Raw genomic sequence first — 15,785 nt, 5'->3', positions numbered from 1 at the left:
CTCCGCTGACGGAAGGGCGGGGCTCATGAGTGGAGCCCCGCCCTTCCGTGTCAGACCAACGCGGATCGTAGCGGTTGCCTCAGGCATTGATGAGTGTCAATATAGACACATGTCGATACAAGAAGTCGAGCTTGCGGTCATCGGGTCCGGCCCTTCGGGCTACACCGCAGCCATCTATGCTGCGCGAGCTGGCCTCGCGCCCGTGGTGCTTGCCGGATCCGTGACGGCGGGTGGCGCGCTGATGACGACGACCGAGGTCGAGAACTTCCCTGGGTTCGTTGACGGCGTACAGGGGCCCGAACTGATGGAGTCGATGCGCGCGCAGGCGGAGCGTTTCGGTGCCCGCATCCTCCTGGACGACGCGATCCGGGTCGACCTCGACGGGCGCACCAAGACCATCGAGACCGGCACGGGGAACACTATCCATGCTCGCGCCGTCATTCTCACGATGGGCTCCGCCTATCGCAAGCTGGGACTGCCAGACGAGGAGCGCCTCACTGGCCGCGGCGTGTCCTGGTGTGCCACGTGTGACGGCTTCTTCTTCCGTGACCAGGAGATCGTCGTCGTCGGCGGCGGGGATTCCGCAATGGAGGAGGCGCTGTTCCTCACCCGCTTCGCATCGAAGGTGACTATCGTGCACCGCCGCGGCGAGTTCCGCGCATCGAAGATCATTGCCCAGCGCGTGCTCGACCACCCGAAGATCGAAGTCGCCTGGAACGCGGAAGTCGCGGGCCTCATCGGCGCCGAGAAGGTCGAGGCGGTCGCACTCCGCGACAGCGTCACCGGTGCGGAACGGGAACTGCCCGCCACCGGAGTGTTCGTCGCCATCGGTCACGACCCGCGCTCCGAGATCGTCACCGGGCTCGTCGAAACCGACGCCGATGGATATGTCCTCGTCGACCACCCCTCCACCCACACGAACGTGTCGGGAGTCTTCGCCGCCGGCGACCTGGTGGATCATACCTACCGTCAGGCGATCACTGCGGCGGGCACCGGATGCGCCGCGGCTCAGGATGCCCAGCACTACCTGGCCGCGCTTGACGAAACCGCACCCATCGAGGCTGACGCCGCCGCAGAGGCGCTCCTCGCATGAGCACCGCAACTGTTCCCACTACTGCTCCAGCCACTCGACGTCTGTCGACTCTCGACCGGTGGTTGCCACTGTGGATCGGCCTGGCCATGGTCGGTGGAATCCTCGTCGGCCGCTTCATCCCCGGCGTCTCCGATCTCCTGGCCGCTCTCGAACTCGGTGGAATCTCCATTCCCATCGCGCTCGGCCTGCTGGTGATGATGTATCCAGTCCTCGCGAAGGTCCGCTACGACAGGATCGCTGCCGTCACCGGAGACAAGAGACTGCTCATCTCGTCGCTGGTGCTCAACTGGCTCGTCGGTCCTGCGCTGATGTTCGTCCTCGCCTGGGCGTTCCTCCCCGATCTGCCCGAGTATCGCACGGGGCTCATCATCGTCGGGCTCGCGCGCTGCATCGCCATGGTCGTCATCTGGAATGACCTCGCCTGCGGCGACCGGGAGGCGGCAGCCGTTCTGGTCGCCATCAACTCGGTCTTCCAAGTCGTCGCATTCTCGCTGCTCGGATGGTTCTACCTGACCGTCCTCCCCGGCTGGCTCGGGTTCGATTCGCAAGGCCTGGAGATATCGGTCTGGCAGATCGCATTGAACGTCCTGATCTTCCTGGGCATCCCCCTCATCGCCGGCTTCGCTTCCCGCCTCATCGGAGAGCGTGCGAAGGGACGCGACTGGTACGAAGGTCGTTTCCTGCCGAAGATCGGTCCCTGGGCCCTCTACGGTCTGCTCTTCACCATCGTGCTGCTGTTCGCTCTTCAGGGGGAACAGGTCACCAGCCGCCCGTGGGACGTCGCGCGGATCGCGCTTCCTCTGCTGGCCTACTTCGCGGTCATGTGGTTCATCGGTCTCTTCACCGGGAAAGCACTTGGACTCGGCTACGCCCGCTCATCGACCTTGGCGTTCACCGCGGCCGGCAACAACTTCGAGCTCGCCATCGCTGTCGCCATCGGCACGTTCGGAGCGACGTCCGGACAGGCCCTGGCAGGCGTCGTCGGTCCGTTGATCGAGGTCCCGGTTCTCGTCGGGCTCGTGTATGTCTCGCTCTGGGCAGCCCGCCGCTGGTTCCACACGGACCCGTACGCGGCTGAAAGGATGCAGTCATGAACGTCACTGCAACGACGGACATCGACACGTGCAGTCCGGTCGCGACGCACGCCATCGGGCTGGAAGCAGCCTCCACAGTCGCCGTGACGCTGAAGGCGCTGTCGGATCCGCTGCGCCTACGGATGCTGTCGGCCATCGCCTCCGACCCGCGAGGAGAATCGTGCGTGTGCGACCTCGCTGAGCTCGCCGACGTCTCCCAGCCCACCGTCTCCCACCACCTCAAGGTGCTCAGGGACGTCGAGGTGCTCACATCTGAGCGACGCGGCACATGGGTCTGGTATCGGATCAACCCGACGCGACGTGGTGCCGTCACCGCACTGCTGGACTCCTTCGCGCCGGCTTCGGTCGCGCCCGGCCGCGTCGACGAAGAAAGCCCGCTACGGCCGGACTTCGACGCGCGCGTGACCCGCCTCGCCGAGGAGCTCGCGGCAGAAGTGCCCGAGCTCGACCCAGATGTCGTCCTCACGACCGTCCGAGAGTCTTACACCGCGCTCGCGCGGACCGCCCGCGTTACCTCGACGCTCATCCCTCTCACCGAGCGCTTCGCGCGGCAACGGCTCGCGGACTTGACCCGAGACCGCGGCTCGGCCCTCCCGCAAGTGCTGTTCGTCTGTGTCGCCAATGCGGGACGGTCGCAGCTCGCCGCCGCGCTCGTCAACCAGCTCGCCCCCGGCAAGGTCGTCGCACGCTCCGCCGGTTCCGCTCCCGCCGACGTCGTCCACCCCCACGTCCGCTCGCTCCTAGCGGAGATCGAAGGTGACGGGGCTGCTGAGCGATTCCCGAAGCCGCTCACCGACGATGCCGTCCGCGCGGCCGACGTCGTCATCACCATGGGGTGTGGCGACGTCTGCCCCATCATTCCCGGCGTCCGCTACGACGACTGGGCGGTCGGCGATCCCGCCCTCGCCTCCCGCGAAGGCGTCGAGGCCATCCGCGACGAGATCGCCCAACGCGTTCGCGCACTCGTCGACGACCTCGTCCACTGACCACGCCTCTCACCAGGAGCACCAATGACTGACACGACCACGAGCACCAAGCCCTCGGTCCTCTTCGTCTGCGTCCACAACGCCGGACGCTCACAGATGGCCGCCGGTTTCCTCCGTGACATCGCCGGCGACCGCATCGAAGTGCGCTCCGCTGGCTCCATGCCAGCCGACCAGATCAACCCGATCGCCGTGGAGGCGATGGGCGAGCTCGGCATCGACATCACGGCCGAACAGCCCAAGGTGCTCACAACCGAAGCCGTGCAGGCATCTGACGTCGTCATCACGATGGGATGCGGCGACGCTTGCCCGTTCTTCCCGGGCAAGCGCTACGAGGACTGGAAGCTCGAGGACCCGGCCGGACAGGGAATCGACGCAGTCCGCCCGATACGCGACGACATCCGCGCGCGCATTCAGAAGCTGGTGGCCGAACTGCTGTGATCCCTGGGCCGGCTGAACACCACGGCGCATTCTTATTGCAGCTGCCGTCGGACATCGGGATGAACTCGGCCTCCGGCGGGCAGTCTGCCTGAGAACGGGTACACCCGGAGCCCCGCCACGGAACGTCGGGGTCGGAACGGCAGGGTCGCGATTCGGCGACGAACCATCCGTCCGGGAGTGGCCCGTACCTTGCGACACGATGCGGCGTTCTTCGCGGCATCGCTCGTAGCTCGGCGATGTGCCCTACCTCGCCTCGGGCGCGGGACCCTGGGTGCCTCCCTGCCGCAAGCTCACTCCTCCGAGAACCCTGACCCATTCCAGGCCACCTTCCAGACCCTGCTGCTCATCACGACGACCGTCAGCATCATCAGCGTCATCAGGGAGGATCGACGCAACAAGCGGGCAACCGCGGGAGCACAAGAGGCGAGCTCCGGTCTGGAGTATCTCCGGAATGTCCGGATCAGCTGTGGAAGTCACATATGGAGGGGCTGACGGGAATCGAACCCGCGCTGTCTGCTTGGGAAGCAGAAGTTCTACCATTGAACTACAGCCCCGCACCCGCCCGAGAGCAGGTGGAGCAAGCCTACCTGTCGCGGGCCGGATGGCCAAAGCGCGGGTCGCTCATGACTAGGCTTGTGCCGTGCTTCTCAGCGATCGCGACATCAGAGCAGAACTCGCCTCCGGCCGCGTCGGCCTGGAACCGCATGCGCCGGAGATGATCCAGCCGTCGAGCATCGACGTGCGACTGGACCGCTACTTCCGCCTCTTCGACAATCACAAGTACCCGTTCATCGACCCCTCGGTCGACCAGCCCGAGCTGACGCGGCTGATCGAGGTCGATCCGGACGAGCCCTTCATCCTCCACCCCGGCGAGTTCGCGCTGGGGGCCACGTTCGAGCAGGTCACCCTGCCGGACGACATCGCCGCGCGGCTGGAGGGGAAGTCGTCGCTCGGGCGCCTCGGGCTCATCACCCACTCGACCGCCGGCTTCATCGACCCGGGCTTCTCCGGGCATGTGACGCTGGAGCTCGCGAACGTGGCGACGCTGCCGATCAAGCTGTGGCCCGGCATGAAGATCGGCCAGCTCTGCTTCTTCCGGCTCACCTCACCGGCGGAGAACCCGTACGGCTCCGGTCCCTACGGCAACCGCTACCAGGGTCAGCGGGGTCCGACGGCGTCCCGGTCGTTCCAGAACTTCCACCGCACCGACGTGGGTGTGACTGACATCGGAGCCGTCGGAGGCTGACATGAGCGACGCGAGCGGGACGAGTTCCGACGAGTCCGCGGTGCCCGAGGGGGCGGCGCCGCCGGATGCTTCGGGGCCGGACGTCGCTCCCGCCGACGCGGTGATCCCGCCGGCCGACGCCGTCATCCCGCCTCCACCGCCGGAGACACCGATCCCGGAGGGGCTCTTGACAGCACCGGACGCCGCAGGCGATGCGCTTCCGGCACCGACCCGTCGCTCGGAGCGATCCCGCCCGACGCCCGCGATCCTCCAGGGCGAGCAGCCCGCGGCGGCTGCGGACGACTGGGCGCAGCGATCGATCGCCCCGGAGGTCGCCGACACCGGCAGCTACCGGATGCTCGCGGTCGTCGTCTTCGTCGTGCTCTTCCTCCTGCTCGCGGCGGCTGTGGTGACGCTCGTCGTGCTGATCACCACTGTCGGGCTGCCGTTCGCGGCCGTCGACCCGGGCGCGGGCTTCCTGCCGACCCGGGTGTAGGGCTCCGAAGGGCGGCGGGCGGGTCCGCCGGTGCGGCATCAATGTCGGCTCGTCCCGTGGCGGTGCCGAGCGCATCCACGGCGTCGAGACCCCCGGTCACGAGAGCGACCACGGCGTCGAGGGTCGGATCAGCCGACAGCACTCTCGTATGACCGAGACCCACCGTGCGGACGAGACGGGAGCGGCCGGGATGAGCGGCGTGCAGCCGGAGGGCGTCGTGGTCGGGCATCCGGCGGTCGCCCCGGTCGTGCACGATGAGCAGTGTGGTGCCGGCGGGGAGTGGATGCGCGCCTGCGTCATACCGTTCGACGGCGGTTGCGGGATCGAGCCGGAGGCGGCGGTGGAAGCGGGTGCGGAGTCGGTCCGCGGTGGCGGGGTCGAGCCGGAGGTCACGGACGAACTGGGCGAGGAACGCCTCGGGTGCGGCGGCCCCGGCGACGACGGCGACGGCGGGGACCGAGCCGGACGACCGGGCGACGGTCAGCGCCGCGAGCCCGCCGAAGGAGTGTCCGATGAGAGCGGAGAAGGGGCCGTGGGTGCGGTCCAGCTGCTCCGCGGCATCGACCCAGTCGCGGATATCGGTGTGCCGCCCGCCGGAGGAGCCGTGCGCCGGGGCATCGAAGGCGACGACCCGGAATCCCTCGGCGACGAGTTCCCGCACGAGCGGGGCGAACTGGGAGGCGCGGCCCCGCCAGCCGTGCAGGAGCAGCACGGTGCGCGGACCCGTGCCCCACGTGTAGGTCGTGACGGGGATGCCGCGCACGAGGAGCGTCCCGCGGCGGGCGTCGTCGTGGGTGGCGGCGTCGGCGGCACGCACGGCCATCCGTGGGCGGGTGGAGAAGAACAGCCGGTAGGCGAGATCGCCGGCGAGGAGAGGGGAGAGGCGTCCCACAGTCGGGAGGGCGCGGACGAGGAGAGAGGACGCGGACGGCATGGAGGCTCCTTCACCGAACTATACGAACGATCATCCGTATACTAGGCGAACGGTCGTTCGTATACTAGGGCCATGGTGGATGGTGTAATTCAGGACGGCCGGCGGGCACGCGGCGACGCCTCCCGCCGCATCGTGCTGGAGAGCGCGACCGACCTCGCCTCCGTCGAGGGTCTGGACGGCGTGACGATCGGACGCCTCGCGACCGCCTCGGGGTCGAGCAAGAGCAGCATCGCGACGCTGTTCCAGAGCAAGGAGGGCCTGCAGCTCGCGACGGTCGCCGCCGCTCAGGACATCTTCGTCGAGCGGATCATCGGGCCCGCCCGCGCCCAGCCAAGGGGAGCGCACCGCCTGGCCGCGCTCCTCCACAACGCCTTGGTCTACTCGAAGGACCGCGTCTTCACGGGCGGCTGCTTCTTCGCGGCGACCGCGGCGGACGTCGACTCCAAGCCCGGTCCCGTGAGCGATGCCGTGCGTGCAGCCCTCGTCGACTGGTACGGATACATCGAGGCCCAGCTGCGGTTCGCGGCCGCGGAGGGGGAGGTCGACGCGGCTGACGTCGAGGTGCTGGCGTTCGAGCTCGTCGCCCTCAATGAGCAGGCCAACGCGCGGTCGCTCCTCCTGCGGAGCGACAGGCCGTATGCGCTTGCGGCGGCCGCGATGCGCTCACGCCTCCGTGACGCGGGCGCCCCCGAAACCGCACTCGCCCTCCTCGACCTCTAGCCCCGTCCCGCGCCCGGGCCCCACGCCCCCGTTCCCCCTGCGGGCTCAGAAACGCACCGCAGTCCCGTGTCGAAGGCCCGTTTCTGATCCCGCCCCACGGTCGGGCCCTGCCCCCTTATGCGTGCGGGATGGGAAATGAGCCGCGAGGTCGGTCGGGAGGGGCGTTTCTGATCCCGCCCGACGGTCGGGGCCTGCCGTCTTGCGTGCGGGATGGAAATGAGCCGCGAGGTCGGTCGGGAGGGGCGTTTCCGATCCTGCTTAACGGTCGGGGTCTGCCGTCTTGCGTGCGGGATGAGAAGTGGCCCGCGAGGTGCGACGGAGGGGCTGTTCTTGATCCGCGCACGTGCCTTCCCTGTACCTGTCGCCTCGGGCCCTTGCGCTTCCACCGGGCGCCTCGTTCCTCGTCCCTCCCGCGCCGCCTGCCTGCATGACCCTGCGGGATGGAAAACGTGCCGCTGGGGCGTTCGGGAGGGGCGATTCTGATCCCGTCCGCAGAGTGGGCGCTCGCGTCGCCGCGGTGGGGGAGCGAGAACGTGCTCCGGAACGGCTTGGGAGGCGCGACTCTGATCCCGTCTCGGCTCAGGGCGCTTCGCCTCCGTCCTCGGCTCGGGTCGGGCTGGGGCGCGGGTGGGGGATCGAAGACGTGCCTCGAGTGCGCTCGGGAGGTGCGGAAGTGATCCCGGAGGGGCGTCCCGGTGCACGGAAGCGCCCCAGCCGGGGTTCCGGTGGGGCGCTTCGAGGAGGTGAGGTCAGGCGGCGTGGCCGTGGCGGAATCCGGCGTCGAAGCCACGCTCGAATGCGCGCTCCGCCATCCGCTGCGCGCGGTGGCCGTGCCCGTGCCCGTGACCGCGGCCGTGGTCGCGGTGTGCGTGACCGTGGTCGCGGTGCCCCTGGCCGTCGTGGTGACCGCGCCCGCGGTACCCGCCTTCCTCGGCTCCGTCGTGACGGTCGAAGCCGTGCCGGGGGCCGAAGCCCTCCTCGGGGCCGAAGCTGTGCCGGGGGTCGAAGCCGTGCCGGGGGTCGAAGTCCCCGTGCCCGAAGCCGTGCCCGAAGCCGCGCCCGTGCTCGTTCCCGTGCCCGTGCCGGCGAGCGAAGCCGCCACGAGGGCCGAAGCCGAACCCGGGGCGCTGCTTCCGGGGGAGAGGGGTCTCCTCGTCCCACCCGAAGGCGCGGGCGATCTTCTCGAGCGCCGCGAGGGTCGTCGCCATCTCCTCGTCGGAGACCGCGTCGGCGACCTTCGCGCGGATGCCGTCGACGGCGGCGCCGAGACGCTCCTTCGCCGCGCGGCCCTCGTCGGTCAGCGCCCATCCGTCGCCGTCCGCCTCGACCCAGCCGCGGTCGATGAGATCGTGCAGCTTGTGCGGGTTCAACGGGCGGCGGGCGGGTACCGAGCCATCGACGACGTTCAGCAGCCGCCAGTCGCGGCGGGTCGCGCCCTCCGCGGCGAAGACAGTGGCGAAGTCCTGTGCCATCAGGCGGTCGATGGCCTTGAGCCAGAAACCGAACGGGCGGGAGGTGTTGTCCAAAGTGCTGTCTGCAGTGGTGTTCATGGTGATCCTTCGTGGTCTGTGGTGCACCGATGACGGATGTCATCCGACATATCAATGTCACTGTGCATGTACATGCAGTGTGACATGGAACCGAGACGCATGTCAAGCTGCATGTAAAATCGGGGCATGGCCACCGATCCGATCGACCCCGCGTCCCCCGACGCTGCTGAAGCGATCGCGCAGGCGCTCTCCCGACTGCGCGGACGTCGACCCGGGCCCGGCGGTCGCGAGCACGGCGGGCCACGCGGTGCACACGGGCACGGGCCCCATGGTGACCCGCGCGAGCACTTCGCCCATCACCGCGGCCACCCGGGGATGCCGCCGTGGATGGCCGACGGCGGCCGCCTCGGCGGACCGGCCCGTCTCCGCATGCTCGAAGCCCTCGCCGCCGCGCCAGAACCCCTCAGCGTGAGCGCGCTCGGGCAGGCGATCGGCGTGGATCAGCCACGGGCGTCCCGGCTCGTGCAGCAGGGCGTGCAAGCCGGGTTCGTGCGGCGCGAGGCCGATCCGGACGACGCCCGCCGCACCCGCATCGCGCTGACCGACGAGGGGCGCCGACTCGCTCGCGGGATGCGGGGCGAACGCCGCGAGCTGCTCGGCCGCGCGCTCGAGTCCTTCACGCCGGAGGAGCGCACGGAGCTCGCGCGGCTGCTCACCAAGCTCGCCGACAACTGGCGCGCCTGACCGGCCTCACGCGCGGGCGAAGTCCAGTGAGGGCTCGTCGTCCACCGAGAGGGACAGCACGACGGTCTCCACCGCGTCGTGCGCTTCGATCCGCCGCTCCACCTCCCGCAGTCGCCGGGCCACGTCGTGCTCGCGCGCATCGCCCGCGAGGTCGACCTCGGCGACGAGGAACAGCCGGTTCGGCCCCACGTACTCGATGTGCAGGTAGGTGACCCGCTCGATGTCGTCCATGCCGAGGAGGGCCGTGCCGACCCGGGAGCGCAGCGCGGGGGACACCGACGCGCCGACGAGGAACGCGATGTTCCGTCCGATCAGGATCACGGCGACGATGCCCAGCAGGATCCCGACGAGGATCGACCCGATCGCATCCCACGCGGCGACACCGGTGAGCTGATGCAGGAGGATCGACCCGCCGGCCAGCACGAGGCCGATGAGGGCGGCGGAGTCCTCGAAGAACACCGCCCGGAGCGTGGTGTCGCTCGTCTCGAGCACGAAGTCCCACGTGGAGGATCCGCGCTCCTGGGCCAGCCGACGGGAGCGGACCATCGCCTGTGTGAACGACGCCCCCTCCAGCACGAAGGCGATGCCGAGCACGATGTACGCCACGACCGGGCTCTCCACGGGGCCGGAGTCGGACAGCTCCTGGATGCCGTGCATGATCGAGACGATCGAGCCGGCGGTGAAGATGCCGAACGCCGCGATGAGGGACCAGACGAACGCGTTGCGGCCGTAGCCGAGCGGATGCCGGGCGTCCTTGGTCTTCGCGCCGCGCCGATCGGCGATGAGCAGGAAGACCTCGTTCCCTGCGTCCGCCCAGGAGTGCGCGGCCTCGGCCACCATCGACGCGGACGAGGTGATGACGGCGGCGACCGTCTTCGCGATCGCGACGAGGATGTTGGCGAGGAAGGCGAGGACGACGGTCACCGGGTCAGGCTACTCCCGCCCGACCCGTCCGATGCCCCGAACGGGCTCAGCGCGGCGCCTTCACCGGGAGCAGGAGCAGGAACCCGATGATGAGCACGATGACGATGCCGAGGATCCCGTAGGCGGTCTGGCTCGTCGAGACGATCAGCACGGTCCATGCGGCCGAGGCCATCCAGCTCGCAGCCCGGCCGGTCGTGGCGTAGAGACCGAAGATCTCGCCCTCCCGGCCTGCCGGGGTGACGCGGGCGAGGAAGGAGCGCGCCGCCGCCTGCGCCGGGCCGACGAAGGCGCAGAGCACGAGGCCGCCGATCCAGAACACGAGCGACCCGGCGTCGCGGAGCAGGAACACGGCGAGGCCGGCGACGACCATCGATCCGATCGAGCCGAGGATGATCCGCTTGGGGCCGAGGCGATCGTCGAGGCGCCCCGCGATGATGGTCGAGACGCCGGCGATGAGGTTCGCGGCGATGCCGAAGACGATGATGTCCTGGGTGCCGAACCGGAACACCGCGGTGCCGATGATGGCGCCGAACGCGAAGACCCCGCCGAGGCCGTCGCGGAACACGGCGCTGGCGAGCAGGTACCAGAACGTCGACCGGGTCTGCGGGTCGCGGTAGAGGCCGATCACGTCCTGCACGAGGAGGACGTAGGAGCGGAAGAATCCGACCTTGCGCTCCGGCCGCCCGAGCGACGGCTCCGGCACGTTGAGGAAGATCGGGATGCTGAAGACGATCGCCCAGACCGCGCACCCCACCGCGATGAGCCGGTACGCGAGGCCGTTGTCGGTGGACATCCCGAACCAGTCGAAGGTGTCGAGCAGGACGACGATGACGAGGGCGATGATGCCGCCGAGGTAGCCGAAGCCCCAGCCGAGGCCGGAGATGCGGCCGACGTTCTTCGGGTTCGCGATGCCGATGAGCATGGCGTTGGAGTTCACCGCGGCGATCTCGCCGAACACGGAACCGGCGGAGATCAGCGCGACGCCGAGCCAGAAGAGGGCCGGCTGCGGCTCCACGAACCACAGTCCCAGCATGCAGAGGATGAGAGCGCCGGTGCCGATGCCCAGCCAGAGCTTCTGTCGTCCGGCCGCGTCGGCGCGCTGGCCGAGGACGGGAGCGAGCAGGAGGATGCCCAGGGCGGCGATCGTCGACCCCAGTCCGAGACCGGAGGCGAGGTCGGCCTCGGCGGCGACGCGGACCGGGTCGCTCGGGTCGAGGGCGGCGATCTCCGGCGGCAGGAACGAGGCGCTGACGAGGTACAGCGCGGTGAAGACGAACGTGAGGATGACGGTGTTGAACGGCTGCGTCGCCCAATCCCACAGCGCCCAGGAGTACACCTGCTTCCGAGGCGCGGGGGTGTCTCCGCGCAGATCGAGGCCGACGACGGCCACGGCGCCGCTGTTCGCTGTCGCCACGGGCTCGGGGGCGCCCGCCGCGGGATCGGGTGAGGTCATGGTCGAAGTCTGGCCGCGGACGGTGAACGCCCGGTGACGGCGCGCCGTCGGCGTCGGGCGCCCGGGGCGTTCAGAGGGCGGGGCCGCGGCGGATGCGGACGGGTCCGCGGGCGTCGGCGATCTGGACCGGCTCGCCCTTCTGCGTGACGACCACGACGTCGCGGGAGGCCAGGTCCGCGGCGACGCGGCGCACGTCGGGCATCCGGTCGCGCCACTCCTCGCCGCCGACCGCGCGGGCGACGTCGCTCGGGCAGATCGACGAGTCCGCGCGTTTCCGGGTGAGGGCGCGCATCGTCGCGGCGATCCGCTCCTCGGCCTGCGCCGCGGAGGGCTCCTCCCACCACGGGGCACCCCGCTCGCCGAGGGCGGTCTTCGCATCCTGCACGCGACGGCGGGCGTCGGGTTCCGCCGCCTTGACCGCGCGCCGTGCGGCCATGAGCTCGTCGACGAGCTCCTGCCGCAGGTTCTCGGGGATCGACGGATCGGTGGCGCGCCACCGCCGGCCGTTCACGACGATGTGGTGTCCGTCCGCGGTGGGCGCGGGGCCGTCGTCCGTCATACCGGCCATCCTGCGCGGCGGCCGCGCGCGCCGCCATCCCCTTGACGTCCGCGCGGCTGCCGGTCAGCGGTAGAGGAGGTCGGCGTCGACGAGCCCCGGCCAGTCCGGCACCGCGAGCGACTCCGGCTCGTCCCACTCGCCCGCCGTGATCCGGCGGAAGGCGCCCTCGACCCCGAACAGCTTCTCCAGAGGGGACCAGTCGGACTCCCCGGGCATCGGCACCAGCGCCCGCTCGGCCAGGGCCTCGGGGTAGAGGGTGGCGAGCAGCGACAGCAGGCGGACGCCGGTGTGCACCGGCCGGAAGGCGGCCGGGTCGGTCACGTGCAGGAGGAGCCCCTGGCAGGCCTCGCCGGCGTGATCCCGCACCAGGGGGGTGAAGCCGTAGGGGGAGGCGGTGACGCCGGGAAGGGCGAGCTCGACGAACGCGGTCGTGTACTCCTCGGCGTCGATGAACGGGGCGCCGACGACGCGGAAGGGCACGGCCGTGCTGCGACCCTCGGAGACGTTCACGCCCTCGGCCAGACACGTGCCGGGGTACAGGAGGGCGGTCGCGGCGCTGGGCAGGTTCGGCGAGGGCGGCATCCAGGTCAGCTCCTGCCGGCCGAGGGCGGTCTGATCGCGCGTCCATCCCTGCACCTCGACGACGTGCAGCTCCACGTCGATCCCGCGCGTGCGCACCCAGTGCCGCGCGAGCTCGCCGATCGTCAGACCATGGCGGACGGGCATCGTCCACCGCCCGACGAGCGAGTTCGCCGCCTCGTCGAGCATCGGCCCCTCGGCTTGCTCCAGGCGTCCGCCGAGCGGATTCGGGCGGTCGAGCACCATCACGGCGACGCCCGCGTCGGCGCACGCCTCAAGCACATGGCTCATCGTCCAGATGTAGGTGTAGAAACGCGCACCCACGTCGGGAAGGTCGACGAGCACGATGTCGAGGTCGGCGAGGTCGGCGGCCGCGGGACGCACGTCCGCGCCGTAGAGGCTGCGCACCGGGAGCCCTGTCAGCGTGTCCCGCAGATCCCCGATCAGCTCTCCCTCCCTGGCCCGGCCGTCGAGGCCGTGCTCGGGGCCGAAGAGGAGCGTGAGCGGGAATCCGGCGTCGGCGAGGCCTGCGCGTCCACGGGCGAGGGTCGAGGTGAGGGCCAGGTCGTTCGTGACCATCCCGAGGCGGGCGCCCCGGAGGCGGTCCCGCTGCGGCTGCGTCAGGTCGTCGTGGAGGAGGCGGTCGATTCCGAGCTGCATGATCAATCGATTCTGTGAGCGGTGACGGCGTCGTGCGTGCGCTGGAGGTTCGTGGAGATCCGGTCGTAGTCGGCCTGAGCGATACGCGTGTAGAGGAAGTCGAGGACGGCGAGCTGGGCGATGCGGCTGGCCATCGCGCCGGAGCGGAAGGTCGACTCCGACACCGCCGTGACGAGGGTGTGCGCGCACGCGCGGGCGAGCGGCGAGCGCGGGTTGTTGGTGATGGCGATGGTGGTGGCGCCGGCGGCGGCGGCCACCTCGGCCGCCTGCACGATCTCCAGGGTGCGGCCGGAGTGCGAGATGGCGATCGCGGCGTCCCGATCGTCCAGGAGCGCGGCGCCGGTGAGGGCGAGGTGGTGGTCGGTCCGCGCCTGGGCGACGAGGCCGGCGCGATGGAGCTTCTGCTCAAGGTCCTGCGCGGCGAGTCCGCTGGAGGCCGCGCCGTAGATGTCGATACGACGCGCGCCGCGGACCACGGCGACGCACCGCTCCAGCTCGGCGATGTCGAGCTGGCGGGCGGTGCGCTCGATGGCCTCGGCCTCCGCGAAGGCGATCTTGCGCACCGTGGTCGCGGCGTCGTCGTGGCGGCTCACATCCCCCGCGGACACCTGGAAGCGCTCGCGCTCGGATGCGCTCCGCGTGAGCTCTCCGGCCAGGGCGATCCGCAGGTCGGGGTACCCGGGGAACCCGAGGCTGCGGGTGAAGCGGGCGACGCTGGCGACCGACACCCCGCACTCCTCGGCGAGGCGGGTGATGGAGTTCTCCAGGACCGCCTGCGGTTCGGCGAGCACGCGTTCGGCGATGCGGCGTTCCGTGGGGGTGAGCGCGGAGAGGCGCTGATGGATGGCTGTCACGACACTGTTCGGCACGAGCCCATGATGGCAGGTCGGGTCCGCACTCGGTAGGAATTTTCAGAAACGCTTGCATTTTTGTAAGAGATTGCCCACAGTGGCAGTGTCGGCATCGTCCCCGTGCCGCGACGAAGACGTCACCCGAGAGGAACACCATGCGAAACCGCCCCGTCCGCCTCGCTCTCACCGGAGGGATCCTGGTCGCCGGACTCGCCGTCGCCGGCTGCGCGCCCGCAGCCTCGAGCGGCGATGGTCAGGATGATGTCACCCTGACCATCTGGTCCTGGCAGGCCTCGTCGTCCCCGAAGTGGGAGGCCGTGTTCGACGCCTACGAAGAGTCCCACCCCGGCGTCACCATCGAGTTCGAGGGCTTCCAGCCCACCGAGTACAACCAGATCCTCGCCACCGGCCTCGAGGGCAGCGACGGTCCGGACATCGCGATGCTGCGCGCCTATGGCGGCGTGCAGTCGGCGATCCAGTCGGAGCAGATCGTGCCGATCGACGACATCGTCGACGGTCTCGACCAGTTCGACCCCACGGTCCTGCGCGCGGCCCAGGGCAAGGACGACGGCAAGACCTACGGCGTCCCCTTCGCGTACCAGACCATGCAGATGTTCTACAACAAGACCATGTTCGACGAGATGGGCCTCGAGGAGCCCACCGACTGGGACGAGTTCATCGAGCTGCAGGAGACCCTTCTCAAGGAGGGCGTCACCCCCATGGCGCTCGGCGCCCGCGAGGACTGGGTCCTGCCGATGTTCCACGACATCGTCGGTTCGGCGCACTACGGCGGTGCGGACTTCGAGGAGAAGGTACTCGCCGGCGACGTCGACTTCACCGACCCCGCCTACGTGTCCTCGCTGCAGATCGTGCAGGACATGCAGAAGTACCTCGACAAGAACGTCAACGCGATCGCCGTCGCCGACGCCGTCCTGCAGTTCACCTCGGGCCAGGCCGCGCAGTGGCCCGGCGGCTCGTTCGACCTGCCCACGTTCCAGAGCTCCGCGCCCGACACCGAGTGGGGCGTCTACGAGGTCCCGCCGTCCCCCGACAGTGCTCTCGACCACGCGGTCACCCCGGGCTACGCGGACGGCAGCTTCGGCATCAACGCGGCCAGCGAGAATCAGGAGGCGGCCACCGAGCTGCTCAACTGGATGACGACGAAGGAGTTCGGCCAGCTCGTCGCCGACGAGGTCGACCAGTTCTCCGCGCTCCCCGGGGTGGAGTACTCCGACCCGCTCATGCAGGAAATGAACGAGCAGTACACCGCCAACCCGGCTCCGTACCTGCTGCTCGTCGACTTCCGGTACGGCGACCCGACCGGCACCGCGGTGCTCGGCCCGGACATTCAGGCCATGTTCCTCGGTCAGAAGACCCCGGAGCAGCTGGGCGCCGACCTGCAGTCGGGCATCTCCACCTGGTTCACCCCCTCCTCCTGATCCGAGCGTGGGGGGGGGGGGGGGGGGGCGGCGGGGGGGCGGGGGGGCGCCCCCCACAACCCCCCGCGCCGCGCGCCACAGCGTACCCCAACCCTCCCCA

The 15,785-nt window shown here is 70.0% G+C and carries 16 protein-coding genes and 1 tRNA gene; 9 read left to right on the top strand and 8 right to left on the bottom strand.

The window, feature by feature from the left end; translation table 11 throughout:
• Positions 1-109 precede the first annotated feature (109 nt).
• Genes trxB through ACFU8V_RS01490 form a run of 4 tightly spaced genes read left to right on the top strand, consistent with a single transcriptional unit; the run spans position 110 to position 3,611 of the window.
• A complete protein-coding gene (gene trxB / locus ACFU8V_RS01505; RefSeq protein ID WP_378868439.1) occupies positions 110-1,093 on the top strand; it encodes a thioredoxin-disulfide reductase in 984 nt (327 codons plus the stop codon).
• Positions 1,090-2,187, top strand: coding sequence for an ACR3 family arsenite efflux transporter (gene arsB / locus ACFU8V_RS01500; protein ID WP_025102700.1), 1,098 nt, complete (start codon positions 1,090-1,092; stop codon positions 2,185-2,187). The genes trxB and arsB overlap by 4 nt, the downstream gene beginning before the upstream one ends.
• Positions 2,184-3,173, top strand: a complete 990-nt coding sequence (locus ACFU8V_RS01495) for a metalloregulator ArsR/SmtB family transcription factor (protein WP_025102699.1) — start codon at positions 2,184-2,186, stop codon at positions 3,171-3,173. The genes arsB and ACFU8V_RS01495 overlap by 4 nt, the downstream gene beginning before the upstream one ends.
• A gap of 24 nt (positions 3,174-3,197) precedes the next feature.
• Positions 3,198-3,611 carry an arsenate reductase ArsC gene (locus tag ACFU8V_RS01490; RefSeq protein WP_025102698.1) on the top strand — a complete coding sequence of 138 codons (414 nt, stop codon included), beginning with the start codon at positions 3,198-3,200 and terminating at the stop codon, positions 3,609-3,611.
• A gap of 480 nt (positions 3,612-4,091) precedes the next feature.
• On the opposite strand, the gene ACFU8V_RS01485 is transcribed toward ACFU8V_RS01490, so the two are convergent.
• Positions 4,092-4,165: transfer RNA gene (locus tag ACFU8V_RS01485), tRNA-Gly, on the bottom strand.
• 86 nt (positions 4,166-4,251) lie between these two features.
• Here ACFU8V_RS01485 and dcd point away from each other — a divergent pair.
• Positions 4,252-4,857: a dCTP deaminase gene (gene dcd / locus ACFU8V_RS01480; protein ID WP_025102697.1), complete on the top strand. Its 606-nt coding sequence runs from the start codon at positions 4,252-4,254 to the stop codon at positions 4,855-4,857.
• 1 nt (position 4,858) lies between these two features.
• The gene (locus ACFU8V_RS01475) at positions 4,859-5,332 is read left to right on the top strand and encodes a hypothetical protein (RefSeq protein ID WP_025102696.1); all 474 of its coding nucleotides are present in this window, start codon (positions 4,859-4,861) and stop codon (positions 5,330-5,332) included.
• Here the strand turns inward: ACFU8V_RS01475 and ACFU8V_RS01470 are convergent.
• Positions 5,265-6,266, bottom strand: a complete 1,002-nt coding sequence (locus ACFU8V_RS01470) for an alpha/beta fold hydrolase (protein ID WP_025102695.1) — start codon at positions 6,264-6,266, stop codon at positions 5,265-5,267. The two genes, ACFU8V_RS01475 and ACFU8V_RS01470, sit on opposite strands and share 68 nt — an antisense overlap.
• A 72-nt stretch (positions 6,267-6,338) precedes the next feature.
• Here ACFU8V_RS01470 and ACFU8V_RS01465 point away from each other — a divergent pair, with 72 nt between their 5' ends.
• A complete protein-coding gene (locus ACFU8V_RS01465) occupies positions 6,339-6,986 on the top strand; it encodes a TetR/AcrR family transcriptional regulator (protein WP_025102694.1) in 648 nt (215 codons plus the stop codon).
• A 749-nt stretch (positions 6,987-7,735) separates the two neighbouring features.
• Here ACFU8V_RS01465 and ACFU8V_RS01460 read toward each other — a convergent pair.
• On the bottom strand, positions 7,736-8,536 hold the full coding sequence (locus ACFU8V_RS01460) for a MarR family winged helix-turn-helix transcriptional regulator (protein ID WP_378868431.1): 801 nt from the start codon (positions 8,534-8,536) through the stop codon (positions 7,736-7,738).
• Positions 8,537-8,662: 126 nt separating this feature from the next.
• Here ACFU8V_RS01460 and ACFU8V_RS01455 point away from each other — a divergent pair, with 126 nt between their 5' ends.
• Complete coding sequence (locus tag ACFU8V_RS01455) at positions 8,663-9,220, top strand: MarR family winged helix-turn-helix transcriptional regulator (RefSeq protein WP_240743066.1); 558 nt, start codon at positions 8,663-8,665, stop codon at positions 9,218-9,220.
• Positions 9,221-9,226: 6 nt separating this feature from the next.
• On the opposite strand, the gene ACFU8V_RS01450 is transcribed toward ACFU8V_RS01455, so the two are convergent.
• The 5 genes from ACFU8V_RS01450 to ACFU8V_RS01430 all read right to left on the bottom strand — a co-directional run bounded on the left by ACFU8V_RS01450 (position 9,227) and on the right by ACFU8V_RS01430 (position 14,264).
• Entirely contained in the window at positions 9,227-10,144 is a 918-nt protein-coding gene (locus ACFU8V_RS01450; RefSeq protein ID WP_378868427.1) for a cation diffusion facilitator family transporter, read from the bottom strand.
• Positions 10,145-10,190: 46 nt separating this feature from the next.
• Positions 10,191-11,597, bottom strand: coding sequence for an MFS transporter (locus ACFU8V_RS01445; RefSeq protein WP_378868424.1), 1,407 nt, complete (start codon positions 11,595-11,597; stop codon positions 10,191-10,193).
• A gap of 70 nt (positions 11,598-11,667) precedes the next feature.
• Entirely contained in the window at positions 11,668-12,156 is a 489-nt protein-coding gene (locus ACFU8V_RS01440; RefSeq protein ID WP_025102688.1) for a DUF3253 domain-containing protein, read from the bottom strand.
• Between the two features lie 63 nt (positions 12,157-12,219).
• Positions 12,220-13,395 carry a DUF1343 domain-containing protein gene (locus ACFU8V_RS01435; RefSeq protein ID WP_303709327.1) on the bottom strand — a complete coding sequence of 392 codons (1,176 nt, stop codon included), beginning with the start codon at positions 13,393-13,395 and terminating at the stop codon, positions 12,220-12,222.
• A gap of 2 nt (positions 13,396-13,397) precedes the next feature.
• Positions 13,398-14,264, bottom strand: a complete 867-nt coding sequence (locus ACFU8V_RS01430; RefSeq protein WP_303709328.1) for a MurR/RpiR family transcriptional regulator — start codon at positions 14,262-14,264, stop codon at positions 13,398-13,400.
• A gap of 137 nt (positions 14,265-14,401) precedes the next feature.
• On the opposite strand from ACFU8V_RS01430, the gene ACFU8V_RS01425 reads away from it, so the two are divergent.
• Entirely contained in the window at positions 14,402-15,685 is a 1,284-nt protein-coding gene (locus ACFU8V_RS01425) for an ABC transporter substrate-binding protein (RefSeq protein ID WP_025102685.1), read from the top strand.
• Positions 15,686-15,785: the final 100 nt, after the last annotated feature.

The organism is Microbacterium sp. NPDC057658 (assembly GCF_042799975.1).
GTDB lineage: Bacteria > Actinomycetota > Actinomycetes > Actinomycetales > Microbacteriaceae > Microbacterium.
The sequence above is the reverse complement of the archived record's forward strand: the minus strand, read 5'-3'. Positions and strand labels throughout refer to the sequence as shown.

What these genes read in the sequence shown, in the direction of transcription:
- trxB (WP_378868439.1), top strand. Translation starts at nt 110, where the DNA reads ATGTCGATACAAGAAGTCGAGCTTGCGGTCATCGGGTCCGGCCCTTCG.
- arsB (WP_025102700.1), top strand. Translation starts at nt 1,090, where the DNA reads ATGAGCACCGCAACTGTTCCCACTACTGCTCCAGCCACTCGACGTCTG.
- ACFU8V_RS01495 (WP_025102699.1), top strand. Translation starts at nt 2,184, where the DNA reads ATGAACGTCACTGCAACGACGGACATCGACACGTGCAGTCCGGTCGCG.
- ACFU8V_RS01490 (WP_025102698.1), top strand. Translation starts at nt 3,198, where the DNA reads ATGACTGACACGACCACGAGCACCAAGCCCTCGGTCCTCTTCGTCTGC.
- ACFU8V_RS01475 (WP_025102696.1), top strand. Translation starts at nt 4,859, where the DNA reads ATGAGCGACGCGAGCGGGACGAGTTCCGACGAGTCCGCGGTGCCCGAG.
- ACFU8V_RS01470 (WP_025102695.1), bottom strand. Translation starts at nt 6,266, where the DNA reads ATGCCGTCCGCGTCCTCTCTCCTCGTCCGCGCCCTCCCGACTGTGGGA.
- ACFU8V_RS01465 (WP_025102694.1), top strand. Translation starts at nt 6,339, where the DNA reads ATGGTGGATGGTGTAATTCAGGACGGCCGGCGGGCACGCGGCGACGCC.
- ACFU8V_RS01460 (WP_378868431.1), bottom strand. Translation starts at nt 8,536, where the DNA reads ATGAACACCACTGCAGACAGCACTTTGGACAACACCTCCCGCCCGTTC.
- ACFU8V_RS01455 (WP_240743066.1), top strand. Translation starts at nt 8,663, where the DNA reads ATGGCCACCGATCCGATCGACCCCGCGTCCCCCGACGCTGCTGAAGCG.
- ACFU8V_RS01445 (WP_378868424.1), bottom strand. Translation starts at nt 11,597, where the DNA reads ATGACCTCACCCGATCCCGCGGCGGGCGCCCCCGAGCCCGTGGCGACA.
- ACFU8V_RS01440 (WP_025102688.1), bottom strand. Translation starts at nt 12,156, where the DNA reads ATGACGGACGACGGCCCCGCGCCCACCGCGGACGGACACCACATCGTC.
- ACFU8V_RS01435 (WP_303709327.1), bottom strand. Translation starts at nt 13,395, where the DNA reads ATGCAGCTCGGAATCGACCGCCTCCTCCACGACGACCTGACGCAGCCG.
- ACFU8V_RS01425 (WP_025102685.1), top strand. Translation starts at nt 14,402, where the DNA reads ATGCGAAACCGCCCCGTCCGCCTCGCTCTCACCGGAGGGATCCTGGTC.